Genomic DNA, 26,047 nt, shown 5'->3' with positions numbered 1-26,047 from the left:
CCGATACCAGGTTGACGCGGTGGTCACAGTTCATATCCCTGGGGTCCGCCGCCCGGTCGGACTAGCCGGCATCGTCCCGTTGCATTTCGACGTCTTCGAGGGTTGATATAGCGAAGATGGTCAGCCTGCCTGATCCGCACCCGGAGTATCCAGGAGGCCGTCGGACCTGACACCCACACCACACCCAACGACGGTGACGGGCGCGGACGCGGTGCCGCGACGTGCGGGCCACGCGGCGGGCCGGACACCTCGGGAGGCGAGATGTCGGATGCGAGGCCGTCGGATGCAGCCACTACCTGGCCGTCTACCGGTTCGCCTGCTCGTTCGCCTGCCCGTTCGTTCGGACCCCACCATCCTGGGCGGCTTTTGCACGTGCACCTGCACACACGGGTCGGCGGAGTCCGTCTTTACGCACCGCGACCCTTCGGAGTACCCGGACGAATCAAACCGAAAACATCGGAAACACACCGGAGCATCAGGGAGATGATCGCCAAAAGTCGCAGTTGAACATAAACGAGACTTTCTGGTTGCATAGCCTCCCAACGGGGCCACCGGAGGCGGCTGGTTCCCAGACCCGACGAGAGTTGTGGGACGCGATGACGACGCGGGCACGAGATCTGCTCAACCGATCACGCGCGCTCCTGGGAGCATCCCGCGACAGCACCACCGATCGGCCCGCCCTCGAGGACGCGCCGAGCCCGCCCACGCGCGAGGCGGCTCGCAGCGAGCCCACCATCGTCTCAGCGGTGGCCCCGACCCGGCCCGGCATCCGGGCTGTCGGGCTCGAGCGGCGCGCGCTCCCGAGTACAACGGTCTCCCCCGGACTCGCCGCGACGGCGCCCGAGCCACCCGCGACATCCCGGCCGCCCACAGCGTCCGAGCCGTCCACCACCGCCGAGGTGCTCTCCGCGATCTGYGCGGACATCGCGCTTCGTGACCTCAACCTCGTCGATCTTCTGCTCTCCCAGCTCGAGGAGATGGAGAGTGCGGAGGAGGACGCCGACCGGCTGGCGGAGCTGTACCGACTCGACCACCTCGCCGCCCGGCTGCGCCGCAATGCCGAGAACCTGCGCGTGCTCGCCGGCCACGATGCCAGCGAGGACGCCGCCGACAGCACCGCTTTCGTCGATGTCGTGCGCGCGGCGATGTCCTCCATCGACCATTTCTCCAGGGTCACGATCGGCAAGGTGGTCTCGCTCGGCATCATCGGGTTCGCCGCTGAGGACCTTGGGCGGGTCCTCGCCGAACTGTTGGACAACGCGACCAAATCGTCCCCGCCCACCACGCCGGTGCGCGTCGGGGTCCATCTCACCGAGACCGGCAGCGCCCTGCTGCGGGTCGAGGACGAAGGCATCGGCCTGCCCCCGGAACGGCTCGAACAGTTCAACACGCGGCTGGCCGAGGAGCCCGTCCTGGATGACGACGCCGTGYGGCACATGGGTCTGGCCGTGGTCCACCGACTGGCGATTCGGCACGGCCTGCGGATCTGGCTGGACTCCCGCCAGCCCCACGGTACGACCGCCTCAGTGCTGATTCCGTCCGGGCTGGTCTGTGAGCTCCCCGAGGGCAACTGGTCAGGCACTCAGACGGTGCGCAGCCGTGAGGAGGCCGATTCCGATCGCGGGCGCCCCGAACCTCCCGGCGCCACGCTGCCCGCACCGCACAGCAACGCGTTCCGACTGTCGGCCCTGCGCCGCGCAGCCGGGATGGGAAACACAAGTCAGGGCACGGAGCAACGGCAACCGCCATCGACGCTGTTCGGTGGGGCGGCGAAACCGACGTCTTCGGACGCCACCACGGCTACCGGGCCCGTCCCGAGCGCGGGTGACGGCGCAGGCCTGCCCGCCGGCCCGCCACCCCCGCATGCTCTGACGGACGGGACGACCGCGACCGGTCTGCCTCGCCGCGTATCCCGCAGCCTGCGAAACCCGGCGAGCCCCCCGGCCGGTGCCGCGGCGCACCCTGCCGCGGCCGACGTGCCGGCAGCGGACGCACCAGCACCGCAGACGGCGGCGAAGTCCACAGCTGCCGAGTCCACTGCTGCCGAGCCCACGGATGCGGATGCGGGCACAGCGACGACGGACCTGACAACGACCGACCCGACAACGACCGGATTACCGATCGACACAGACGCACCTGGCGTGCACGAGCACGGTTCGAACGAATCCGATCCGGACAGGAACAAGCTGGACGGCAACGAACCCGGCGACACCCGCGTCAACGGCACCAGGCTGAACAGCTCCAAGCTCAACGGCACCAAGCTCGATGGAACGAAGCTCAACGGCAGCGGACCCCGTGGCCACGAGCCCAACGCTTCCGACTCTGACTCACCGGCGGCTCGCACCGAACGCAGAGCCGCCGACCACGCGAGACTGCTCGCGGATCTCGACGCCTTCACCGAAGGCGAACGGACTGCGCACAAGCACCAGCGAGGGGAAAAGGACCTGTGACGGATCAGATCCACCGCCCGGCGGACTTTGATTTCCGCTGGTTGATCAACGACTTCGTGGGCAAGGTCCATGGCGTCACCCATGCCCTGATCCTCTCCGCGGACGGGCTGTCCCTCACCGCCTCCGACGGCGTCTCGTCGGCGGAGCGCGACCAGCTCGCGGCGATCGCCAGCGCCATGATCAGCCTTGCCCGCAACAGCGCCCAGCTGTTCTCGAAGGGCACCTGCGAACAGATCATCGTCCGCCTGACCGGTGGCTACTTCCTGTTCATGGCCATCAACGACGGGGCCGGCCTCGCGGTGCTGACCGGACCGGACTGTGACATGAAGGTGGTCGCCTACGAGATGACCCAGTTCGTGCTGCACGCCGGCCACGCGCTCACCCCGGAGCGGCGCGCGGATCTGCGTCGGGTGCTGGTGGCGCCCCAGATGCCGAGCCTGAGCTGAGCCGGGCGGGTCACGAGCCGGGAACGCCCGACATGACGACCAGTTCCGCTGGCGGCGCGCGGAACGAACCGGGACCGGAGAAGAAGCAGGGCTCGCGGAGCCGACGGATCCGCCCGTACGCCCTCACCGGCGGCCGTACCCGGACGCAGCACCCGTTGCTGATGGAGACGATGGTCTCCGTTCCGCAGTACAACCCGGCGCTCAGCGAATCCCTCATGCCCGAGTCCCGGGTGCTCTACGAGCGGGCGCGGGGGCGGCTCTCGATCGCCGAGCTGTCCGCGCTGCTCTCGATCCCCCTCGGGGTCGTGCGCGTCCTGGTCGGTGATCTCGCCGCGCAGGGAGCGGTCCTCCTCCATCCCACCGCCGACACCTTCGACCATGATCACACCGTGTTGGAGAGGATCCTCAGTGGCCTGCGCGAGCTCCCCGCCTGACCCACCGCCGGCCGTAGGCCGGTTAGGCACCGCAGGTCCACCGGCTCCCGCGACCACACCGACGGCTGCGGCCCAGGAGGCGTCGACCACCAGGCCGCCTGCACCGGAGGACATGTCCCAACCGCCGGCCATTTCAGCCAAGATCGTGATTGCCGGTGGATTCGGAGCCGGYAAGACCACGCTCGTCCGCTCGGTCTCCCAGATTCCGCCGCTGAGCACGGAAGCGTGGTTGACCGAGGCCAGCGAGGACATCGACGACCTGTCGTGGAGCGAGGCCAAGAGCACCACGACCGTGACCATGGACTTCGGCCGCATCTCGCTGTACCCGGATCTGATTCTCTATCTCTTCGGCACGCCGGGGCAGCCACGCTTCTGGTTCCTGTGGGACGACCTGTCCCGCGGCGCGCTGGGCGCCATCGTCCTCGTCGACAGCCGCCGCCTGGACGAGTCCTTCACCGCGCTGAACTACTTCGAGAACGACTCCGAGCTGCCGTTCATCGTCGCGATCAACCGCTTCGACGGCAAACTGTGGCACGAGGTTCCCGACGTCCGGGAGGCACTGGGCCTGCGGCCGGAGGTCCCGCTCGTCACCTGTGACGCCAGGGACTCCGGCTCGACCGCGCAGGTTCTGCGCGATCTCGTCGAACACACGATGTCGCTCACGACGGAGTAGTCCACCGCGGCGGAACACCGAATCCGGCCCCGGCACCGCCGTCGCCAGCACCGAGCACCGAGGATCGCTGGCAGGCCTGCCGGCCTGCCAGCGGTTCAACCCGCGACCGTCAGAGGTTGATCATGTGGCCGGCGAGGCCGTGGATCGCCTCCTGCAGGGCCTCGCTGAGGGTCGGGTGGGTGTGCACGTTGCGCGCGAGCTCGAACGCGGTGAGGTCCCACTTCTGTGCGAGCGTGAGCTCCGGCAGCAGTTCGGAGACATCCGGGCCGATCAGGTGGCCGCCGAGCAGCTCCCCGTACTTCGTGTCGGAGATGAGCTTGACGAATCCGCTGGCGTCGCCGAGACCGTGCGCCTTCCCGTTCGCGGTGAAGGGGAACTTCGCGACCTTGATGTCGTGCCCCTCCTCCCGCGYCTGCGCCTCGGTCAGGCCGAAGCTCGCGACCTGGGGCTGGCAGAACGTGGCGCGCGGCATCATCCGGTAGTCGCCGAGCGTCTTGGTCTCGGCGCCACCGATGGCCTCCGCGGCGACGACACCCTGCGCCTCGGCCACGTGGGCCAGCATCAGCTTCGCCGTCACGTCACCGATCGCGTAGATGTGCTCGACGTTGGTGCGCATGTAGTCGTCGATCGCGATCGCGCCGCGGTCCGTCAGGGCGACGCCGGCGTTCTCCAGGCCGAAGCCCTCGACGTTCGGCGCGAACCCGATGGACATGAGGACCTTGTCGACCTCGAGCGAGCCCCGGGCACCGTCCTTGCCGGTGTACTCCACCGTCACCGACGAGCCGTTGTCCTTGACCGTCTCGACCTTGGTCGACGTCAGGATCGGCACGCCCAGCTTCTTGTACTGACGCAGGATCTCCTTGGAGACGTCGGCGTCCTCGTTGGGCAGGGGGCGGTCGAGGAACTCGATGATGGTGACGTCGACACCGTAGTTGCGCAGGACGTAGGCGAACTCCATACCGATCGCCCCAGCACCGACGATCGCCATCGAACGCGGGAGTTCGCGGGTGAGAATCTGCGTCTCGTAGGTCACGACGTTGTCGGACAGCTCCACGCCGGGCAGCAGGCGCACCCGCGAGCCGGTCGCGATGATCACGCTGTCGAAGGTCACCTGGTCGCTGCCACCACCGGAGAGCGCCACGTCAAGGGTGTTCGGGTCACGGAAGGTGCCACGGCCGGTGTACTCCGTGATCTTGTTCTTCTTCATCAGGAAGTGCACGCCCTTGACCCGGCCATCCGCCACCTGGCGGCTGCGGTCGAACGCGGCGCCGAAGTCGAAGCTCACCTCCCCGGAGATACCGAAGGTCTTGGCCTCGTGGGCGAAGAGGTGGGCCAGCTCGGCGTTGCGCAGCAGCGCCTTGGAGGGGATGCAGCCGACGTTGAGGCACACGCCGCCCCAGTACTTCTCCTCGACAACGGCGACCGACATCCCGAGCTGCGCCGCCCGGATCGCGGCGACGTAGCCGCCGGGCCCGCCACCGAGGACAACCAGATCAAAGTGCGCTGCCATAGGTCCACCCTACGATCACATCGGACGCCGGTTCGTCGCGCGGCGCGGAGATTTCAACCACGCATGCTGCCAGCGCCATTCCAGTCACCCACAGATGGGCCGGCTGACGCACGAGGCATCACCGCGTATCCTCGTGTGATCGTTCCGGTCAGGCCGGACGGACTTTTCGTGCCGCACCGCCCGATATCACTCGCAACGGCTCGTGTCGCCCGTCCAGCGCGGCGGCCGTGACGGCGTCCGCCGGCAGGCCGACGAGGATGCGCAGGTCGTCGTCGGCGGGCAGCTCCAGCGTCTCGACGGCGAGGTTCAGCGGACCGGCCGTGGGATGCGACAGGCGGACGACACCGCTGGCCGTGGGAAGGCCGGTCAGCGCGGTGATCCGGGCACCGAACGCCGTGCCGGCGGTGAGGGTGAGCTCGTCGGCGAGCGCCGCCACGTACCTGTCCGCGCGGAACGGACCCTGTTTGAGCGCCGCCACCATCTCGTCGGCGGCACGGCTCCAGTCGGGCAGCACGGAACGGGCCCGGCTGTCGGTGAAGACGAAGCGCGCCACGTTCGGCACCTCACCCACCTCACCCACGCCGCTGACCGCGACCGCACCGCTGGCCGCACCCGCACCCGCACCCGCACCCGCACCCGCACCGTCGCGGTCGCCAGGGCTGCGCCAGCCGTCCAGCAGACCGGTCGGGCGGGCCAGCCGCTCGAACGCCACAGTGCAGGCCACAACGTCGGTCACCCGGTTCAGCACCACGGCGACGGTGGGGTCCAGGCGTTCCAGCAACGCCCGCAGGGCCGGCCGGAGCGCGGAGGTCGGTGCCGCGCCGCCCCGGCAGGTGAAGCCCGCCGTGGTGCCCTTGCTCAGCCGGTAGAGATGGACGCGCTCGCGCGGGGTGAGCCCGAGGACATCAGCCAGCGTGGACAGCACCGCCGGGGACGGATGCCGGTCGCGCCCCTGCTCGAGCCGGGTCACGTATTCGACGCTGACCCCGGCGAGGGTGGCCACCTCGGAACGACGCAGCCCCGGGGTACGGCGCCGCGGGCCGACCGGCAGCCCGAGCTCGGCCGGGGACACCGCCTCCCGCCGGGCGCGCAGGAACGTGCCCAGCTCGTTTCCGTCCACGATCCGAACGGTAACCCGGAGACGGTGAGCTGATCGTGGCTCTGCCACTACCAGTCTCGGCCAACCTCGGGCACTACCAGTCTCGGGCACTACCAGCCTCGGCGCGGCCTTCCGGCGCTGGCGGGCCGCTGGCAGCGTGACCGGCGTCCGATCAACAGGCCTTCGTCGAAGGAGCCGGGCAGATGTCCGAAGAGACCCTGGATCTTGCCGTGATCATCGGAAGCGTGCGGGAGGGGCGGTTCGGCCCCGTCGTGGCGCGGTGGTTCGTGGAGCAGGTGGAGCGGCATGGCAGCTACAACGTCGATCTGATCGACCTCGCCGACTTCCCGCTTCCACTCGCGCTGCCCGCGACGCCGCCGGCTCTTCAACCGGACCTCACCCGCCCGCCGGCCATGGCGGAGCTGACCCGCCGCCTCGACGCGGCCGACGCCTACGTCATCGTGACGCCGGACTACAACCGCAGCTACCCCGCGTCGATCAAGGCGGCGATCGACTGGTACTACGAGCAGTGGCAGGCCAAGGCGGTCGGATTCGTCGGCTACAGCGGTGCCAGCGGCGGGCTGCTGGCGATCGAGCATCTGCGGCAGGTGCTCGGCGAACTGCACGCGCACACGCTGCGCGACCACGTCTCGTTTCCCCGGTACTACGAGCTCTTCGACAGTTCGGGCACACTGATCAACCCGCGGGAGCCGGAAGCCGCCGCGAAGGTCCTGCTCGACGAGCTCAGCTGGTGGGGCACCGCCCTGCGTGATGCCCGCCGCACCCGCGCGCGGATCTGATCAATCCGGGTGGTGCCGGCACCGGAGGATCGACGGCCGGTTCCGATCAGACGGGCGGTTCCGATCAGACGACCAGCGCTGACCGGAGGACCAGTGCCGATCGGAGGACCAGTGCCGATCGCCTGACCCGGCCGGGCCGTTGCTCCCCGCCCCACCCTTCCGGGCGACCTGTCGGGGTGGCGGACGTCGCGATGCCCACCCGCTGACCAGGCCGAGGCCGGTCGCCCCGGCCCCCGCTGTCCGCTGCCCGACACCTGCACTCCCCGCAGGTCGTGGGCCTGTGGCTGGCCAACCGGGCCCGCCGTCACCAGCTCTGTTCGGCGCCCCGACGGGGGGTGGGTGCAGGTGGAACCGGAGCTACGCCACCCGCACGAACAGGCGGTTGGCCCGGTAGGCGCCCATAAGATGCGGATGACTGCTTTAAACCCATTTCTGATGACATGCCGTTGTCGATGACCGGATGACCTGGTCGTTCCCGACGACGATGTGATGTATCGATTTGGGCGCGGCCCCGGAAGGGGGACGATGAACAACACACCGCCAAGCGCGATCGGGATCGGTCCAGGCGAGCCGGCAGGGCACGCCAGTCGGATCGAACCCGTGCGCGATGCGGTGTTTACCCCGCTGACACCGCATGATCCGCACAGCGTGAGCCGATATCTGCTGCGGGCAAGGATCGGCGAGGGCGGCATGGGCGCGGTGTACCTGTCGTACACCCCGGGGGGGCGCCCGATCGCGCTCAAGGTCGCGCGCCCGGAGCTGGCGGCCGATCCCGACTTCCGCAGCCGGTTCGCGAAAGAGGTCGCGATCGCGCGCCGGGTGCAGGGCCCCTACACGGTTCCCGTCATCGACGCCGACCCCGAGGCCCTGCGCCCGTGGATCGCCACCGCCTACGTCGCCGCGCCGTCGCTGGCGGTCGCCGTCGTCCGGCAGGGCGCGCTGCCCTCGGCGACCGTGCTCATGCTGATCGCCGGCGTGGCCGAGGCGCTGCAGTCCATCCACCGGTCCGGTGTGATCCACCGTGACCTGAAACCCGGCAACGTCATCCTCGCCGACGACGGCCCACGGGTTATTGATTTTGGTGTCGCGCGGGCCATCGAAACCTCGACCGCCGCTATGACCCAAACGGGTGTACGCATAGGAACACCCGCATTCATGTCACCGGAACAGGTTCGCGGAAAGCAGATCGATGCCGCCGGCGACGTGTTCGCGCTTGGTTCGACCGCCTATTACGCGCTGACGGGACGACCGCCGTTCGGATCCGACGCCGCGGTTTTTCACCGCATCGAGCACCAGCAGCCCGACTGGGAGCACTGCCCGGACAACGTGCGCGAGGTCCTCTCCCGCTGCCTGGCCAAGGATCCCGCGGAGCGGCCGACGTCCACCCAGGTCATCGAGCTGTGCCGGTCGGCGATCACCGACGACCTGTACCTCCAGACCGGGGGTGGCTGGCTGCCGCCGACGGTGGCGGCCGAGGTCACCCGCTACCGGATCTCCACGGTGCCGTCGCCGTCGACGACCATGCTCGCGACGCCTCCGTCGATGTTCCAGTCGGCGCCGACCGGTGCTCCGGATGCCATGGACGCCCTGGGCACGCCGTTCCCCAGTGAGCCCTCCCCCACCGATCTGATCGCGGGACCGCACCCCGCCTCCGCGCCGGCGGCTCCGGTGCCAGCAACCGCGCGGCCCCATCACTCGCCACGCGCCCTCGGCTCGGCCGGCGCGCCGCGGGCGCTCAACGCGGCGCCGGTGCCGCGGGCCCTGTGCGCGCCTCGGGTGCCCAGGGCGCTGGAGGCCGCGAGCGCCCCCGCGGCTCTCACCGCGGGCTCCCCGGCTCCGCCGGACGTCTTCAGCTCCCGGGACCCCGACAGTGCCACCAGCGTGGCCGCGGCGACCGCACGGGTTCCCGCCCACCTGCCAGGGCCAGCGGCAGCCGCGAGTACGGCGGCTGCGTTCGGCGCGGGAGCAGAGGCAGGGGCGGGAGCGGGGCCGAGTGGATCCGCGGCCCCGCCGCCATCGGCGGCGTCGACCGCATCGGCCCGGTCGGTACGTCCGGCCAGCAGCACCGGCGACTCGGACAGCTCGGGCCGCTCGGACCGCTCGGACGACGGCGGCTCGGGCAGTTCAGGCAACTCCGGAGGCTCGGGCAGCTCCGGAGGCTCAGGGCACGTCTCGAGCCACGGAACCGGAGGAAGCGGGGGCGAAGCCGAGGCCGAGGCCGACGCAGGGGCGTCCCGGCGGCTCCGGCGACGGCGTCGGCGCCGGCTCATCACCTTCCTGATGGCCGTGCTCGTCATCGTCAGCGCGGTGTTCGTCTGGGTGCTGTCGAAGCCCATGGGCGGCGGTGAGCCCGTGGCCCTGGTGGTCACACCGTCACGGGAGAACGCGGCGGCCGACGGCACCCGGGTATCCCCGGCGAGCTCCGCAGCCGCCCGGGACGCCGAGGAGCCATCGGACCCCGAGGGATCGTCAGACCCGGAGGAGACACCGGACCCGCGGACCTCGGCCGACGCTGCCGCTGGCGCCGGTCCGGTCCGGGCGGTGCGGACGTCGCCGCCCGCCGTCCAGCCACTCGGATGCCCCGCCAAGCCCGTCACCAGGGTGAACAGTGACGGATTCGGCGTCCTGACCAAGGTCGGCGACCTTCGCGAGGGCCCGGCCGGGAGCTGCGACAGCCTCGGCACCTTCGTCCGCGGCCGGAAGTTCTGGCTGTGGTGCAACGTCGTGACGAAGTCCAACGAGGTCTGGTGGTGGGCACGGCTCGACGGGACCGAGACCTCGGGCTGGATCCGTGCGGACACGATGAAGATCACCTACGCCGACGACAACGACGACGCGAAGGTCGTCGTCTACAGCTGCGACGGCAAGCCCACCACACGCTAGCCCGGCGTGCCCGCCCCGGACTGCAGCCCTTGCTGTCGGACAGGAGCTGAGGATCGTGGTCGCCGGAACGACCGAAATCCTCACGTCCTGCCCGCAGCAAGCAGGCGGGCCCAGGAGAGCAAGCAGGCAGGCCGAAGAGGCAGCCCGGAGCCACGGCTCAGGCCGCGGTCGACTGGTCCGCCCGGGACCGGCCCGCGGCGGCCGGCAGCTCCACCGCGAGCAGCGCGACGTCGTCGCTGAGGGTGGAGCGCGTCCAGTTCTGGACCTGCCGAACCAGGTCGTCGAGGCAGGCCTCGAGCGGACGGTGCTGGCCCAGTGTCTGCCCCACCGCCGACGGCAGCGGGAAGAACTCCCGCGACTCGGCGCTGCGGGCCTCGGCGATCCCGTCGGTGTAGAGCAGCAGGCGGTCACCTGCTTCCAGCGCGAAGGACGTCAGCGCGACGTCGCCGGCCAGCAGCCCCAGCGGTGATCGCCGGCCGACCGGGGTCAGCGTCGTCGTGGTCTCACCGCGCACCAGGAACGGGTCGGGATGCCCGGCGTTGACCAGATCCAGCTGGCCGTCGCGGATCTGCAGCACGACGGCGGTGACGAAGTCGTCGAAGCCGCTGACGTCGGCGACCTCCTCGTCCAGATCGGTCAGCACGGTTTCGATGTCGGGCCGGTGCTTGGCGACGAGCCGGAAGCAGCCCAGCACGCGGCTGGCGATCCGCACCGCGTCCAGGCCCTTGCCGCGGACGTCCCCGACCAGCAGCCGGGTACCCCAGGGGCTGTCGACGACCTCGTACAGGTCGCCCCCCACCATCGCCTCGGCGGCGGCGCTCTCATAACGGACGGCGAGCTGCAGATCACCTGCCGCGGTCGGCGCCATGGGCAGCACCGCCCGCTGAGCCACCTCGGCCACCCGGGTCACGTTCTGCAGCTTCACCTCGCGCTGCGTGTTGTACCGGCTGACGAAGACGGCCATCACACCGCCGACCGCGATGCCGGTCAGGCGCACCAGCTGCGCGGCCAGACCGCCCTCGTTGACGGTGAACAACTCGTCGTGGATGCCGATCAGCACGCTGGCGGCCAAGGCCAGGGCCGCGTAGACCGTGGTGAGGAACGGGCCGGAAATCGTCGCCGCGAGCAACGGGGAGAGCACGGTCAGCTCCAGGATCGTCCAGCCGTTGCTGGCCAGCTGCAGAACGACGATCGCCACGAGCATCAGCAGCGGCGCCAGCCGCATCGCCCACCGGGCCGCGGGCCGGTCGTTGCCCCTGGGCGAGGAGGACGGGCTCACCGCGACCGCGCCACGACGCCGGAGCGCCCCGCGACGCCGGTCAGCGCGGGCCAACCCGGCCACCCCGCACTGCCGCGCTCAGATCCACCTTTTCCCTGTTCCCAGCCCCTCCCAGCCCGAACCCCGCACCCCAGCGACGCGCCCAGCACGAACTACTCTGGCCGGGCACCCGTGACCTGGAGGCTCGCGGCCTGGAGGCTCGCGGCCTGGACGCCGGCTCGGCTCAGAGCTCGGGCAGCAGCCCCGCCGGGTGGATCTGAGCGAGCAGGAGCAGCACCAGCAGGACGGTGACCGCACGGAACTCGCGCACGGTCAGGTCGTGCTCACCCACATGGTCTCGCCGCCCCGTGTAACCCGCGAAATACCACTTCATGACGGTCGCGCCGGAGCCCGCGACCGCGAGCACGAGCACCGCCGCGAGCAGCACGAACCAGGTGCCGACGCCGTCGAGGACCAGGTCCTCCCAGACGAATCCGATGGTCGCCGGGTAGCCGACCGCGGTGAGGCCGAACAGCAGGAAGGCCACAGCGAGCCGGGGCGTCCGCGCGAAACAGCCGCCTGGGCCGACCAGCGCCATCGGGCCGCGCCGCGCCTCCGTCGCGGCCGCGATCATGACCGCACCGCCGGTCGCGACCGCGCCGACCTGCCAGGCCAGCACCGCCCCCACCGCGGCGACACCGGGATCACCCGCCGGCCCGTGCCCCGCCGTCCCGAACACCGAACCGGCCAGTGCCCCGCAGCTGACCACTCCACTCAGTGCCAGCCCAACCTGGGCGAGCGCGGTGCGGACGTCGCGTGCCACCAGGCCGAGACCCGCCCCCAGCAGGGCGGTCACCCCACTCGCGGCGACGACCAAGCCGGCCCAGGCCTGCCCGTGCAGCAGCCGCGCGACCTCCGGCAGCAACAGCAGACCGGACGGACCGGCCGTGAACGCGACGAGGAGACCGGGCGGCAGCGAACCCGCGGGAGCGCCGTTCCCGACCGGAGAGCCGTACCAGGCGCGAGAGCCAGGCCCTGCGACAGAACCAGGCCCTGCGACTGAGCCAGGCCCGACGGCAGAGCCAGGCCCTGCGGCTGAGCCAGAACCTTTGGGAGAGCCGGATCCGACGAGGCAGCCGTGCCACAGATGCAACGGCACCAGGCATTGCCGGACACCGACGCCGAACGTGACCAGCACAGCCGCGGCGGTCGGCCCGAGCGGCCCGAGCGGCAGCCCCACGGCGCACGCGCCAACCCCGAGCAGATGGTGCAGCCCGAACACCCGCGCCGGCCCGGCCCCGGACGGATCGGCCTCATCGACCAGCTCACGCCATACGACCACGGCGGACAGCGCCCACGAGGCCAGCGCCGCGCCGGGCCCGTCGGACGCGGTCGCGGCGGTGCCGCAGGCCAGGACGAGCAGCGTCCGGGCGAAGGTGCGCGGTGAGTGTGACGTCCACGGCGAGTCGGACGTCACCGGAGCGAGGGCGGTGGCGGCGAGCCCGGCGAGGCAGGTGACGAACGGCATCCACCGCCCGCTCCCCGGCGCGAGCAGCACGACCCCACCGGCCCCGCCCGGCCAGGCACCCAGCCGCTCGGCCAGCATCGCCACGGCGATGACGCCCAGCGCGACGGCGACGCACCAGGTCGCGGTGGCCCGGGCAGCCGGCGGATCAGGGCTCCGGAGCACCGCGACCGAGCCACCGAGCAGGCCGATCGCGACCAGAAGCGGCGTGACCGCCAGGATCACCACGGCCCTCCGGAGCGGGGACGGACGGGACGGACGTCGGTGGGAAACCGGGGCGGCTCGTCCAGGTGGCGCGCCGGCCGAGTGCCGCCACCGGGCCCGTCGTTGCGGGCCGTCAGGCGACGCGACGACGGGGCGTCGGGCCTCCGGGGCCGCAGGCCCGGCCCACGACCGCCGGTGCTGTCGGACGCCGGCCCACCCGCACGGTCCGCCGCCGCACCGTCCGCCGCCGCGGGATCCGCCGATGCGGGCTGCGCCGATGCGGGCTCTGCCAGCGCAGGCTCCGCGAGCGCACCGTGCGACGCGGGACGGTCCTCGCCGACGACGTCCACCGGCTCGGCGACACCGCCGGCCTCGATGTCATCCGTGGGCGCGACGCCACCCGTGGGCTCGATGACGCCGGCGTCGGTTGGCCGGCCGGCCGCGCCGAGGGACGTCATGGGCATCTCCGTGGTACCCGCGTCCACGATGCCGTCGTCGATGCTGTCCTGGGTGATGCTGTCCTGGGTGATGCCGGCCTGGGTGATGCGGTCCTGCGGCGTGGTGTCCGGTGCGGCGCTGGCCGGGCTCGGAAGCTGGCGGGCGAGGTCCTCGGCCGCGGGCCGCGGCACCGGCAGCCGCGGCGGTGTGGACGGCCGGGTCGTTTCAGGGACGGCCAACGGCTCCCCGGGCCGGGAGACCGCCGCCGGACCTGCCTGGCTGGGAATCCGTCGGGGCAGCGCGGTCAGGCCGGGCAGGTCGGGCAGGTCGGGGGCGTAGGTGTCCGCGCCGTAGGGGCCTGATCCGTCCTGGGCCCGCTGGCCGGTGCGCCGCGGTGCCGTGGGATGGTCCGCGTCGGCCCCGTCCACCGAACCCGCGTCCGCATCAGCGACAGGAGCGGAGCCGGAACCAGAAACCGGGCCTCCCTTCGCCTCCGGACGAAGCCCGACCTCGGCCTCGCCTTCGGGCTCGGGCTCGCCTTCGGGCTCAGGCTCAGGCCCAGGGCCGAGCCCGGCCTCGTTCACGCCGGCTGTAGCGACAGTCGGCAGTGTTTCCATCGTCGCCCAGGGCCACCAGTCGCCGTGGACTGGCTCCGTCGACGCGGCCGGCGCCCACGACGCTCCGCCGCGAGGCGGGCCCGCCGCGGCAGCCACGAACCCGGAAGCGGGGCCGAATCCGGAGCCGGCGCCCGGCCCTGCTCCGGTCCCCGGCCGCGCCACGGCCTCGGACCTTCCACCGATCACCTCCACGGCCTGCCGCTGCCAGCGGTCTATCGCTGTCAGCGCACGCGCGGCCGCACCTCCGACCTGGCGAAGCACCACGTCTGCGTCTCCCCTCTCGAACGCGTACCGGTAGAGCCGGGGCTGCCATCGTGCGGGCACGATCGCCATGTTTCGTCCCGGCCCGGAAGCGGATGTCGGGGCACCACGCTGTGCCTGCTCCAGGCGCTGGCTGTCACGCAACGCGCTGGGTGAACGAAGGATCTGAGCACAGCGCAGCGTCGCGTGGACGAGGGTGTGCGTCAGGGCAAGGGTGTGCAGGCCCAGTCCGATCTCGGCGACGATCAGCCCGACCTGGGTCATCGACCCGTAGGCCAGCRCACTTTTGACGTCGCTCTGGGCCCGGCTGACAACCGCGGCGTGCAGGGCGGTGAGCCCGCCGACGACGACCAGTGCCAGCCGCGCGAGCGGGGTGTGATCGAGCAGCGGGTCGGCGCGCAGCAGGAGGTAGGGGCCCAGGTGAACCGACACCGCCCCGTAGAAGACCGCACTGGACGGCGTCGGCCCTTCCATCGCGCGCGGGAGCCAGCCACCGACGGGCACGAGCGCGGACTTGCCCAGCACGGCCAGGAGCAGCAGAAAGGCCAGGGCCGGCGCGTGCGCGAGCACCGCCGGGGCTGCCAGCACACCGTCCCAGCCGTGGGTGTGGTGCTCCGGCCCGCCGCCACCGCCGGCACCGCTCGCGCCGCCCGCGGTGCCGCTCGCGAGGTGCCCGAGCCAGACCACCGCGACGAGCAGCCCGGCGTCACAGGCCCGGTAGGTCAGGAAGGCCCGCAGCCCGTGGCGCACCGGCGCCGGCCGTTCGGCGAAGAAGGCGATGAGCAGGGCGGAGGTGAGTCCGACCAGTTCCCAGCCGAAGTACAGCGTCGGCGGGTCACCGGCCAGGACCACCAGTTCCACCGCGCCGCCGAACAGGAGCAGCAGCAGGTGGAAGCGGGTGAAGCCGGGCTCCCGATGCAGGTAGCGGGCGGACACCGCGCCGGTCAGGCCGACGAGGGCGGCCGCGACGAGCGCGAAGGGTGCGGACAGCGGGTCCGCGCTCAGATGCCAGGTGAAGCTGTGGTCAGCTGTGCCGAACCAGGGGCCGACGGCCGCGTCCACGGCCTCGCCGCCGCTGACCGCCACCGCACCGGCGAGCACCAGGCAGGCGAAGGTCACCACGCTGAACGAGGTGGCGACAACCGTGGTGGTCACCCGTTCGGAGCGGATCCGTCCGAACCACATCAGGCTGCCGAGAAGGACGACGGCCGCCCCGGGCACGGCAACCGCCAGGACCAGGGTCGCGGGCAGGAGCCCGGCGCCGAAACCGCCGCTCATGGTCCGTCCGGCCTGTCCGGGAAGGGGGCGTCAAGCCACCGTGACGGCAGCCGCGGCTGCTCCGGGATGTCCGCCCACTGCTCCGACGACAGCAGCTCCGGCGACGGCCGCTCCGACGACAGCCGCTCCGACGACAGCTGCGGCGACGGCGCCTGCGCCGGGATGTCCACCCGTGCTGGTTCACACGCCGCGAGCACGTGTGCGGGCGGCAGGTGATCGCGCTGTCCGGCGTAGTAGTGCTCCGACCGGGCGACCACCGGGAGGCGCAGGCTCTCCGGCCGGTGTGGTTCGAAGCGGCCGTCGACATGGAGCCAGGTCCGCGGCGAGTGCGGGTCCCAGGCCGCGAGCTGGATCCAGCCGCCGTCGACGAGCCGACGCAGGTGCGGGTGCCCCCGCACGATGGACGCCAGCAGGTCGGGCTCCGCCTCCACGATCATCAGCAGCCGCATCGGCTCGTGGATCTCCACCGACTGCCAGGGCATGCCGGTACGCAGGTCGGAGGCGTGCCCGTCCATCACACCGACCAGGCCGCTGATGTTGTGGGGCAGCTTGGACCCGGCGCCGAAGCCGATCGGGTCCACCGCGCTGAAGTAGTACTCGAGGCTGATGCCGGCTCCGACCGGTGCGGTGGACAGCAGCAGCCGGCTGAGCACGGAGCCGTCGTGATCGGTCGTGGGGTCGTAGGAGACGAGGAACGACCGGCGGTCCATGTACAGCCCGCGGGTGCGGGAGCGCCGGCCGATCACACAGGTGGCGTTGGTGCTGTGCCCGTACTCCGGCCGCGACTGCGCGATGTCGGCCGACCGCCCCCGCACATGGGCGTGCGCGGTGTCGGCGGCGACGTCGGCGCCCACCGACTCGAAGCGTCGGCAGCGCTCGTGCGCGTCGAGTTGGACGGCCGCGCGCAGCGCCTCGGTCGCGGTGGCCAGCGCCGCCTGCGAAGCGGCCGGGACGAGGTCGGTGTCGTAGCAGGTCAGGGAGCCTTCGCAGGTGTCGTGGTGGCCTGCGACGAACCAGGTGTCCGGGCCGATCAGGCGACCGCGCCGGGCGAGCGCCGCCCGCACCCGTGGATGGTTCGCCATCGCGGCGAACGCCCGAGCGTTCGGGCCGCTGCGGCCGCCACCGGTCGCGCTGCAGTCGTACGCGGCCGCGTGCGGGTTGTTGACGCTGGACGATCCGTGCCCGATCACGAGGACCACACCACCGGTCGGCCCGGTCATCCCGATCGTCGTGAGCAGCGTGTCGACGATCTCCGTCATCTCGTCGACCGTGAAGCCGAGCCGCAGCGGACCCGCGCCCACACCGGGCACCAGCCCCGCGCCGCCCACCACCGCACCGGCACCGGCACCGGATTCGATCTCTCCGCCCTCGCTGGGCTCGACGGTCTCGACGGCCTCGACGGTCTCGACGGCCAGTCGAGTCCGCGGCCAGGGGCCGGGGCGGTCATGGGGGCACAGCATCCGGGCGCGTTCACCGACGGCCCGCGGGGCCACCGCACCGACGACCAACGGAACCAGCCGGGCCAGCCCGGCGACCGCGTTGTGGCCGGTCGGCCGACCGGATCTGCCGCGGGCGGCCGACAGGATGTGGTGGCGGTGGGCGTCACGGCGCCGGGTCTGCTGATAGGCGATCAGCTCCGCCTGGTCCACGGCCTGCTCGACGACCAGGTTGTGCGGCGTGACCGACACCGGGCACAGCGCCCGTGGGCGGACGTCGTCGAGTCCCTGGTAGGCCATGGCGACACCGAAGAACCCCGCCGCTCCGTACGTGCGCACCCACGGGTGGATCTCCTCCAGGTGCCGGCGCAGCGACTCCTCCCGTTCGTCCATGCAGAACACGRCCTGGAAGGCGGCCTCGGACGCGCCGCCAGCCTCGTGCACGGCATCGGCGCCGAGCCCGGCGTCGATCTCGGGGAAGCGGCGGTCGTGCGCGGTGAGCGCGTCGAGGATCTCGGTGCGGTAGCGCCGTTCATAGGCCAGGTGCAGCAGCCAGCGCCGTCGCCGGGAGCCGAGGTCCGCGACGGCACCCAGCCAGGCCCGGGCCCACCGCGGGTCCCCGAGCGCCTCGGTCTCGACGTCCATGATCTGCGCGAGCACGAACGCCTCGTAGACCAGCTCCAGATCGGGAGCGGGCCGATCGGGGACGGCCATATCGGGTGCGGCCAGATCCCGGTCGGGCCGGTCCGACCGGTCGGACCGGGCCTCGCCGGCCGGCCTCGCCGGGGCGGCATCACCGAGCGGGCCGAGGTCCTCCGGGGTGGCGTCCGGGCCGATCGTCTGGCCGAGCAGGTGACGAACGGCCACGACCTCCATCGTGAGCTGGACGGCGAGCAGGTCCACAAGGCGGGCGGGCGACGGCTGCGACGGTGCCCGGTCGGGATGGGCCTCGAACTGGCGGACCATACCCGCCCAGCCACGCAGCGACATCAGCGTCGCCCGGACGGCCTCCGGCCAGACCGGCACGGGGACCCGCAGCGCCCGCAGCGCCCAGGTCACCGTGCGTTCGGCGGTCCAGCCCTGGCGCAGCTGCCGGCGCAGGTGCGCGGCGAGCCCGGACCAGTGCGGCTCCCGGGTTGCCCCGAGCGTTCCGAACAGGTGACGGAATGCTGTGAGCAGGCCGTCCTCCCGGTGCGGCAGCTCCCAGGCGGCCATCCCCTGGTCGAGGAAGGCCGCGCACAACCTGATCAGTACCGGATGGATCATCTCGTCGATGTCGACGCCGAAGCGGTGGAGCAGCTGGTCACGGCGACGCAGCGGGACGGCCCGCGGTGGGGCGGGCGGCACGCACCGCAGCAGATCGCCCCACAGGGCACTCAACAGCGCGGCCCGCAGCGCTCTGCGCTCGGCGGCGCGGCCGCGCGGGGACCGCCGCCGGGGTGCCGGGAAGCGCCGCCTTGCCTGTCGGGTGAGCTCCTCGCGCCGGGCCGGGGAGACGAGTGGATGGAAGTGGCTGAGCTCGCCGCCGTCCGCGAGCCGCCAGGAGACCGCGGGGGCGCCGGGGACGTCGACGAAAAGGCCGAGCCGGGCGAGCCGGAAGTCGTTCCAGGTCGGCCCGCCGGGGAGGATCTCGGTGTCCCCGGCGGAAGCGGACGCGTCATCGCTCGGCCCGCCGTGCTGGTCCAGCACGGCCACCAGGTCCCGGGTGAGGATCCGGCCGGACGAAAGGTGGTCGGAGAAGGCCCGCTCGGTCTGGAACGCCGCCGTTCCCAGCAGCGCGCCGGCACGCTCGACCGCCTGCGGGAACGGGAGCTCCTCCAGGGCGTGCAGCGGGTTGTGGTGGGAGAAGTACCCGAGTGGTGCCTGGGGCGGCAGGAGCTCGGCGACCTCCTCGACGATGCGGACGATCAGTTCGGTCTGATCCTCGACGTGGGCCATGTCCCCTCCCGTCCCCCATTCATGGTGGCCCGGTTCCTTCATTTCCCGCGGGCCTTCCAGGTACTGCTTCCTCGACCAGGAATGTGTGCCCTCCAGCACGCTGGTTGCGGTACCGACCGATCTCCGGCAGACCGAAGGCCGGCCTCTCTCCCACGACCACCCGGATTTTTCCGGGTTTTCGGCGACCGGCGGCGCGGCGGGCCCGCGGGCCGACACACAATCGGCGGCGAACACGGCCGCGCATCCCAGGGGAAATGCGCGGCCGGCTCCGCCCCACCCGAGGGTCGACCAGGCTGGCCGGTGAGCCACCGCCGTAGGATCGCCTGACAGGTATCAGTATGAAGGACTCTGGGCCCCTTCGGCACGTGCCGATCATCGCGGTGGCACGAATCACCGTCATACTTTCTGGAAGGCCTTTCCTGCCAGCAAACCCAATGGTCGTCGATTGGCGGTCAGCCAGCCCCGGAAGCCATCGAAAAATGCTTCACGGCAACCGACCGGAGGCACTTTTCGGCACTCGGGAGACGGCGCTCGAAGTGGCCGGCCAAAGATTTGGGGATGCTCGTCGCCCTGGCGACCACCAGCCTCAGGCCCTGGCTGGCAGCAGCCACAGCGACAGCGAAAGCGCGTGGAGCGGCTCGAAGATCTGAGGATTCTCGCCGTGCCGGCGACCACAGTCCTCAGATCCTGCCGGGCCGCGGCAACAGCCGCCGGCGTCCAGCAACCTTGGCGGATACCGAACAGGTGGTAAGTTTGATTTCCGGACGTACCGTGTCAGGCCACGTCGGACGAGGAGGACCCGCGATGAGCAGGACGGCCCGGGAGTGCTCGATCGCGAACGCCCTCGCCGTCGTCGGGGAGCGGTGGAGCCTGCTGGCCCTGCGGGAGGTCATGCTGGGCGCACGCCGGTTCGACCAGATCGTCGAGAACACGGGCGCGAGCCGGGACATCCTGGCCGCGAGGCTGCGGTCGCTGGTCGCGGCGGGGGTGCTGGAGAAGCGCCAGTACAGCGAACATCCGCCGCGCCACGAGTACCTGGCGACGGAGGCCGGCCGGGCACTGCAGCCCGTGCTGCTGGGTCTCATGGACTGGGGCGACCGGTACGTCACGGCCGGCCCGCCGCCGACCGTGTGGCGGCATTCCTGCGGCGCCGAGCTGCGGCCACGCTGCGTGTGCGCGAGCTGCGGCGAGCAGGTGGAGGCGAACGGCGTCACGCCCGTCCGCCTCGGCGAGGTGAGGCCGGTCACCGAGGTGCGGCCGACGGGCTGACATGTGAACCGACGGGCCGACGCGCGAACCGGCTGGCCAACGCGCGAGCCGGCGGGGTCAGCCCGATTTCGCCCGGCCCACCGAGGCGGCCGGGCGGCCCGGTCCCACCGGGCGGACGAACCAGACGTCCGCCGGTGGGACCGAGGGGATCGTGCCGCTGCTACGCCAGGGCGCCGTCGAGCTCGCCGCGCAGCTCCTCGGGCGTGACGGTCGGCTCGAAGCGACGTACGACCTTGCCGTCGCCGTCCACGAGGAACTTCGTGAAGTTCCACTTGACCTCGTCGGTACCGATGGCCTCGGGCCGCGAGCGCTTGATGTGCTCGTAGAGGAAGCCCGACTCCGGCCCGAAGTCGCCGGGGGCCTCCGAGCGCAGGTAGGTGTACAGCGGAGCCGCGTCGGGCCCGTTCACCTCGATCTTGCCGAGCACCGGGAACGTCACGTCGAAGTTCGTCGAGCAGAACTCCTGGATCTCGGCGTTGGTGCCGGGCTCCTGGCCGCCGAACTGGTTGCAGGGGAAGCCGAGGACCTCCAGGCCACGGCCCTTGAGATCCCGGTAGAGCGCTTCGAGACCTTCGTACTGCGGCGTGAGGCCGCACTTGCTGGCAACGTTGACGATCAGCAGCGTCTTGCCGGCGTACTCACTCAGCGGGCGGGGGGTGCCGTCCGACGCCTCGACGGTGAAGTCATGGACAGTCATCTGCGACCTGGCTCTCGATGGGGCGGACCCGACGATCACGGGCCCGGCGGCGGGACGCCGAGTCGTCGCCGAACCAGGGCCAGGTACGACCGGTACGCCCCGGACGGCCGGAGGACCGCCTCGGGCGAGGCTGGGCGTGCGACGTGTACGGCGCGGACACATCGGACGCTACCCGGACCAGCAATATTCTGTCACCGCCGCGGTGACGGAAATCGCCGGTGAACGGGGCAGCCGAGCGAGGCGTCCGGGTGAAGCAGCCCCGGCGGGTGGAGGGCACCGAGCGGGACAGTCTCAGTGTGTCGGGGTGCGCAGCTGGACGAACGACATCTCGCGGCGGACCCGGAAGCCGAGGTCCTCGTAGAGCCGGATCGCGTCCATGTTCGAGACCATCACGTGGAGGAAGGGCCGGTCGCCACGGGCGAGGATGCCCATGGCCGTCGCCCTGATCAGGCGGGTGGCGAAACCGGCCCCGCGGTGCACCGGATCGGTGCACACGGCACTGATCTCGGTACGGCCCGGGAACCGCATCCGCTCCCCGGCCATCGCGACGAGTCGCCCGCCGCGTCGGATGCCCAGGTAGGCACCCAGTTCGATGGTGCGCCGCTCGAACGGACCCGGCTGGGTCCGGGCGACCAGGTCGAGCATCTCCGGCACGTCCTGCGCTCCCAGGCGAACCGCCTCGGGGTCCGGACGGCCGGCCACGTCATCGCCGAGCAGCTGAACGGCGGGGACCGCCATCACGATGTCCCACCCCGGCGGCGGCAGTGACCTCAGACCCGCGCAGCCGAGGAGGACACCCGGCCCCACCAGATCGGCGAGGTCGGCCCAGGCGGCCGGATCGGTGTCGTCGCTCACCGCGGCGAACGGTGAGATATCGGAGGGGTAACGCGCCGCGCGCCCGTGCACGATGGCCAGCGCAGTGTGTACGCCCGTCAGCGACGCCCAGACCGGGTTGTCGAGTGCCGCCTCCGGAGTGGTGACTGCCACCGACCCCAGCCGCGCGCCCGGCAACGCACTCGGGCTCGGGCTTGCGCCCGTCGGACCCATCCAACCTCCCACCGGCGACAGGCGCCCAGGACGCGCCCACGGTCAGACTATGCGCCGGGCCCGAAACCCGGTGAACGGCCCACCCTCGTCGCGGGCCGGCGGCCACCCGCCACCAGCTCGGCCGAATGCCGCACCGGGCCCGTCAGACAGCCCCTCAAGCGGGTCGGCGGTCGTGACGCGGGGTCCGGACGCACCCCCCGCGTGAAGGGCCCGTCAACCGCGCCGTGGACCGCGCCCTGCGCCGGCCCATGGACCGGCCCGCCGCACGCCCGAGCCAACCGGGGGGCGACCGCAGGTGGCGCTCCGAACGGCGACACGCGCGACCGGCCATGGGCGTCGAACTTGACAACCAGCCGAGGAACGCCCCCTCCGGGCCGTGGAACAGCCCGCACCCGGCGGCCGCACCACCCCCGTTCGGAGGGGGCCCGCCCCACGGCCCCACACCCGGCCCCGGCCGGAATGCGCTTGGAACAGGCCGGATTCTCACCCACCCGAACACCGACCGGCAGACCGAACCCGTGAACTGAGAATGAATTTAGCACATAACAGCCACGGCCGACACCGACTTAAAAGCGTCGTCGTTTCTGGCGAGAAATGGCCCGGTCAGGCCAGCGCAGCCGCCGGGAATGCCAAGCTGTCAACTCCGCGCAGCGGCGCCCCCGTTCAGCCGGGGGCCGTGCATCGGTTTCCAGCAAAACAGGATCAATCCAGATTCACTACAGAAACACAACAGAAACACTCTGATACCACTTTCGGCTATGGCCCGGAGATAGCCCGCAACGCCCGCCGCACGACCCGCCTGGGCGGTCAATAGCATGTGCGACGCGCAGATGACCTGCACTGATAGTTCGGGTTCGACCCAGGATCGACACCGGATCAACCCAGGTAGGACAGGCGCATCGGGGCGACGGCAAGGGGGCGGAGATCGACGCGGTCAGCACGGCCGGAGAGGGGCTCCAGGCCGGTGTCAATAGGCATCGGGAACCACATTTCAACGGCCACTTCACTTCATTTTTCCGCGACGCGGAGAAACATTACGGAACCATCCCGAGCGACCCCTCGAAGGCGACTCACAAGCGCCCCGGAGGGGCCTCGGGAGACATCAGCCAGCGAACGGGACAACGCGCTGCGCCACGCAAGATCCGTCGATTCTCAGCCGAATTCCCGACGGAAGTTCCTGACCGCGGCGGGCCGGCCCTGAGCCACCGACCACCGACGACGAGGACCTGATCGATGTCAGAACACGCAATCGCGCGCCATCAGGTGCGGCGACCACCGACGGTCCGCGACCTGATCGCACCGCCGATCGCCGCGGTGCTGGTGGTGATGCTCACCGGCCTCGGCATAGCCGCGGTGTCACCCACCGACGCCCGCGGGCCGGTCCTGTTCTGCGCATCCGTCGCCGCCATAGTCGTCGGGCTGGCGAGCGTCTTCGCGGTCCGCAACCGGCAGATCGCCATGGAGCTGCGCGGCCGGGTCGTCACGCTCGAAACGAAGGTCAAGACCTCCACCGCGCAGACGGAACGGCTGTCCCGGGAGGTGCTCCCCCTCGTCGTCACCCGCCTGCGTGAGGGCGCCACCGCCCAGGCCGCCCTCGGGGAGGCGCCGCGAGGTACCGACGGCGCACACCTACACATTCTGCGCACCGTGACAGAGGAGGTCAGCCGCGGCGAACGGATGCGCTCCGCCGCGATGGCCGCCTGCGCGAGCGCCGCCGGCCGCATGCAGGCGTTGAGCACCGCCATGCTCGCCGACCTTCGCACCATGGAGGAACGGCACAGCGAGGAGGTTCTCGGCGACCTGCTGCGGCTCGACCACCTCACCGCCCAGGCGGGGCGCCTCGCCGACAGCATCGCCGTTCTCACCGGCGGGCGTTCGGGTCGTCGCTGGACCAAGCCGATCGTCATGGAAAGCCTGCTGCGCGGGGCGATGGGACGGATCAGCGCCTACCAGCGGGTCCGGCTCCACTCGACCAGCACCGTGGCCGTGGTCGGCTACGCCGCCGAGGGCGTGATGCACACGCTCGCGGAACTCATGGACAACGCCACCAGCTTCTCGCCGCCCTCCGAAGAGGTGCACGTCTACGTCGAGGAGGTGCAGGCCGGCGTCGTCATCACCATCGAGGACGGCGGCCTGGTCATGGGGCAGGCAGCCCTCGAACGGGCCGAACGCGCCGTCTCGGCGGAATCGCTCGACCTGACCAACCTCTCCGGCACCCGGCTGGGCCTCGCGGTCGTCGGCGTGCTCGCCCGCAAACACGGTCTGACGGTGTCCTTCCGCCCGTCGTCGCGCGGCGGAACCGGTGCCATCGTGATGGTTCCGCGCCAGCTCATCACCGCGCCGAGATCGGTGGAGCCACCGCCCACGATCAGCGACGCGACGGACGCGGCGACCACGGGCCTGCGCACCGCCGTGGCGGCCCGAGCCCCACGGGCCCTGCCGCCCGCGGCCGCCGACGACCGGCACAGCCGAAGCACGGCCGCGTCGGACCCCGGCTTCAACCGGCAGCGGCAGGGGGCGGGCGGCGGCGGTGACCTGGCGAACCACCAGCCACGCAGACCGGATCCGTCCGAGTTCGTCACGGCCCTGGGTGCGCTTCCCACCCGTGAACCAGGCGCCTTCCCGACCCGCGCCGCTACCAGGAACGCTCCGAGCACGGAGCAGACCCACGCCCACCCCCACGTCGCGCTCGACGCCGGGCCGAGCGGCCCCGCGGACACCGCAGCCGCCACCGGCATCGATGCCGTCACCACCCGGATCACCCTGCCCAAGCGAGCCCGCGGCCAGTCCCTCACCGCCAGTACCCGCGCGGCCGGCCCCGCCGTCTCCCGCCCGCGCTCACACCGGGCCCGTCGCAACTCCATCGCGAACTTCGCCGCGTTCCGTCGAGCCATGCGCGCCGCCAGCGCGACCAGGTCGACCACAACGCGCCCGGCGGCTCCTGGTCCGACGCCGGCAAGCCCGCAGATGCCGACCCAGGGGACGGCGGAGCTGGCAATGCCGGGACCGGGCATGCCGGGGCTGGGCATGCCGGGGCTGGGCATGCCGGGGCTGGGCATGCCGGGCCCTGCGGCGCCGTTCGGCCCGACAACGGGCACAGCGTCCGCGACGAACCCGGCGCCCATCGACGCGGAAACCACCGTCTCCGCGGAGCAGTTCGAGATGGCGGCGCTGGCGGAGCTGATCGAGATGGCGGAGCTGGCCGCGGCCCGCGCCTCGGACGAGGCCCCGGCCATGCCGACGGACGCACCTGAGCCGGGCCCGGAGCTGGCCACGACCGTGCAAGCGGAGAGCTTCGCCGCCGCGGTCGGCCCGGCCACCATGGCCGACACCGCCGCCGCCGACGACGTCGCCGCCGCCGACGCCGACGCCGCTGCTGCTGCGACCGTGCAGGCCTCCGAGACCGCGACGACCTCCGAGACCACGCGGGGCTCCGCTACCGGGGAGCTGCCCGCGGCGGCGACAGACAGCTCCGGGTCGGCCGTGACCGACATCGAGGACAGCCGGCCACCGGCCACGCCCGCACCCGGCCCGACCGCCGGCCCCAGCCCGGATGGAGGGGCCGGAGCGGGGGCGGGGGCCTCAGCTGGGGCCGGCTCGAAGCCGCCGCTGGCTCCGACGCGCGTCGGGTCCGCGCCGACCCGACGCAGCCGGCCGACGAGGACGTCCCGGTGAGGACGTCCCGGTGAGTGGCACCGGCTGCCCGCTGGCCGACCGGACCGGACCGGTTCGGTCAGCCAGCGGGGACATCCCGATCAGAACCTTCCCGACCTGGCCTTTCCAC

16 protein-coding genes are annotated in these 26,047 nt (G+C 71.8%); 8 read left to right on the top strand and 8 right to left on the bottom strand.

All coding sequences use genetic code 11. The features are described from left to right. Window positions 1-596: 596 nt before the first annotated feature. The 4 genes from CcI49_RS39445 (at window position 597) to CcI49_RS00355 (ending at window position 4,003) form a co-directional block, all read left to right on the top strand. Window positions 597-2,450: an ATP-binding protein gene (locus CcI49_RS39445; RefSeq protein WP_083749224.1), complete on the top strand. Its 1,854-nt coding sequence runs from the start codon at window positions 597-599 to the stop codon at window positions 2,448-2,450. Next, window positions 2,447-2,896 carry a roadblock/LC7 domain-containing protein gene (locus CcI49_RS00365; protein WP_006544034.1) on the top strand — a complete coding sequence of 150 codons (450 nt, stop codon included), beginning with the start codon at window positions 2,447-2,449 and terminating at the stop codon, window positions 2,894-2,896. Before CcI49_RS39445 ends, CcI49_RS00365 begins: the two co-directional genes overlap by 4 nt. A gap of 32 nt (window positions 2,897-2,928) precedes the next feature. Continuing rightward, window positions 2,929-3,330, top strand: a complete 402-nt coding sequence (locus tag CcI49_RS00360; protein WP_076823611.1) for a DUF742 domain-containing protein — start codon at window positions 2,929-2,931, stop codon at window positions 3,328-3,330. A gap of 112 nt (window positions 3,331-3,442) precedes the next feature. Further along, window positions 3,443-4,003, top strand: a complete 561-nt coding sequence (locus CcI49_RS00355) for an ATP/GTP-binding protein (protein WP_054564360.1) — start codon at window positions 3,443-3,445, stop codon at window positions 4,001-4,003. A gap of 109 nt (window positions 4,004-4,112) precedes the next feature. Here CcI49_RS00355 and lpdA read toward each other — a convergent pair whose 3' ends face one another. Next, on the bottom strand, window positions 4,113-5,513 hold the full coding sequence (lpdA, locus tag CcI49_RS00350) for a dihydrolipoyl dehydrogenase (RefSeq protein WP_076823610.1): 1,401 nt from the start codon (window positions 5,511-5,513) through the stop codon (window positions 4,113-4,115). Window positions 5,514-5,661: 148 nt separating this feature from the next. After that, window positions 5,662-6,633, bottom strand: a complete 972-nt coding sequence (locus CcI49_RS00345; RefSeq protein WP_076823609.1) for a helix-turn-helix transcriptional regulator — start codon at window positions 6,631-6,633, stop codon at window positions 5,662-5,664. 182 nt (window positions 6,634-6,815) lie between these two features. On the opposite strand from CcI49_RS00345, the gene CcI49_RS00340 reads away from it, so the two are divergent. Then, the gene (locus CcI49_RS00340; protein WP_054564363.1) at window positions 6,816-7,412 is read left to right on the top strand and encodes an NAD(P)H-dependent oxidoreductase; all 597 of its coding nucleotides are present in this window, start codon (window positions 6,816-6,818) and stop codon (window positions 7,410-7,412) included. A 525-nt stretch (window positions 7,413-7,937) separates the two neighbouring features. After that, a complete protein-coding gene (locus CcI49_RS00335; protein ID WP_054564364.1) occupies window positions 7,938-10,295 on the top strand; it encodes a serine/threonine-protein kinase in 2,358 nt (785 codons plus the stop codon). A gap of 157 nt (window positions 10,296-10,452) precedes the next feature. Here CcI49_RS00335 and CcI49_RS00330 read toward each other — a convergent pair whose 3' ends face one another. The 4 genes from CcI49_RS00330 to CcI49_RS00315 all read right to left on the bottom strand — a co-directional run bounded on the left by CcI49_RS00330 (window position 10,453) and on the right by CcI49_RS00315 (window position 19,250). After that, window positions 10,453-11,628 carry a PP2C family protein-serine/threonine phosphatase gene (locus CcI49_RS00330; RefSeq protein ID WP_347280097.1) on the bottom strand — a complete coding sequence of 392 codons (1,176 nt, stop codon included), beginning with the start codon at window positions 11,626-11,628 and terminating at the stop codon, window positions 10,453-10,455. A gap of 169 nt (window positions 11,629-11,797) precedes the next feature. Next, on the bottom strand, window positions 11,798-13,306 hold the full coding sequence (locus CcI49_RS00325) for a proton-conducting transporter membrane subunit (RefSeq protein ID WP_241839831.1): 1,509 nt from the start codon (window positions 13,304-13,306) through the stop codon (window positions 11,798-11,800). Further along, the gene (locus CcI49_RS00320) at window positions 13,300-15,876 is read right to left on the bottom strand and encodes a proton-conducting transporter membrane subunit (RefSeq protein ID WP_076823608.1); all 2,577 of its coding nucleotides are present in this window, start codon (window positions 15,874-15,876) and stop codon (window positions 13,300-13,302) included. The genes CcI49_RS00325 and CcI49_RS00320 overlap by 7 nt, the downstream gene beginning before the upstream one ends. Further along, complete coding sequence (locus CcI49_RS00315; protein WP_076823607.1) at window positions 15,873-19,250, bottom strand: DUF2309 domain-containing protein; 3,378 nt, start codon at window positions 19,248-19,250, stop codon at window positions 15,873-15,875. Before CcI49_RS00315 ends, CcI49_RS00320 begins: the two co-directional genes overlap by 4 nt. 804 nt (window positions 19,251-20,054) lie before the next feature. On the opposite strand from CcI49_RS00315, the gene CcI49_RS00310 reads away from it, so the two are divergent. Beyond that, window positions 20,055-20,519 (top strand): helix-turn-helix domain-containing protein, encoded by a 465-nt coding sequence (locus CcI49_RS00310; protein WP_054564368.1) that lies wholly within the window; start codon window positions 20,055-20,057, stop codon window positions 20,517-20,519. A gap of 160 nt (window positions 20,520-20,679) precedes the next feature. Here CcI49_RS00310 and CcI49_RS00305 read toward each other — a convergent pair whose 3' ends face one another. Beyond that, entirely contained in the window at window positions 20,680-21,216 is a 537-nt protein-coding gene (locus tag CcI49_RS00305; protein WP_054564369.1) for a glutathione peroxidase, read from the bottom strand. Between the two features lie 291 nt (window positions 21,217-21,507). Continuing rightward, entirely contained in the window at window positions 21,508-22,263 is a 756-nt protein-coding gene (locus tag CcI49_RS00300) for a GNAT family N-acetyltransferase (protein ID WP_054564370.1), read from the bottom strand. Window positions 22,264-23,496: 1,233 nt separating this feature from the next. Between CcI49_RS00300 and CcI49_RS00295 the strand changes: the two genes are divergently transcribed. Then, entirely contained in the window at window positions 23,497-25,938 is a 2,442-nt protein-coding gene (locus CcI49_RS00295) for an ATP-binding protein (RefSeq protein WP_076823606.1), read from the top strand. The last annotated feature ends 109 nt before the right edge of the window (window positions 25,939-26,047 follow it).

This window comes from Frankia sp. CcI49 (genome assembly GCF_001983215.1).
Taxonomy (GTDB): Bacteria; Actinomycetota; Actinomycetes; order Frankiales; family Frankiaceae; genus Parafrankia; species Parafrankia irregularis.
Note: the sequence above shows the minus strand (reverse complement) of the source record. Positions and strands in the feature narration are given on the sequence as shown.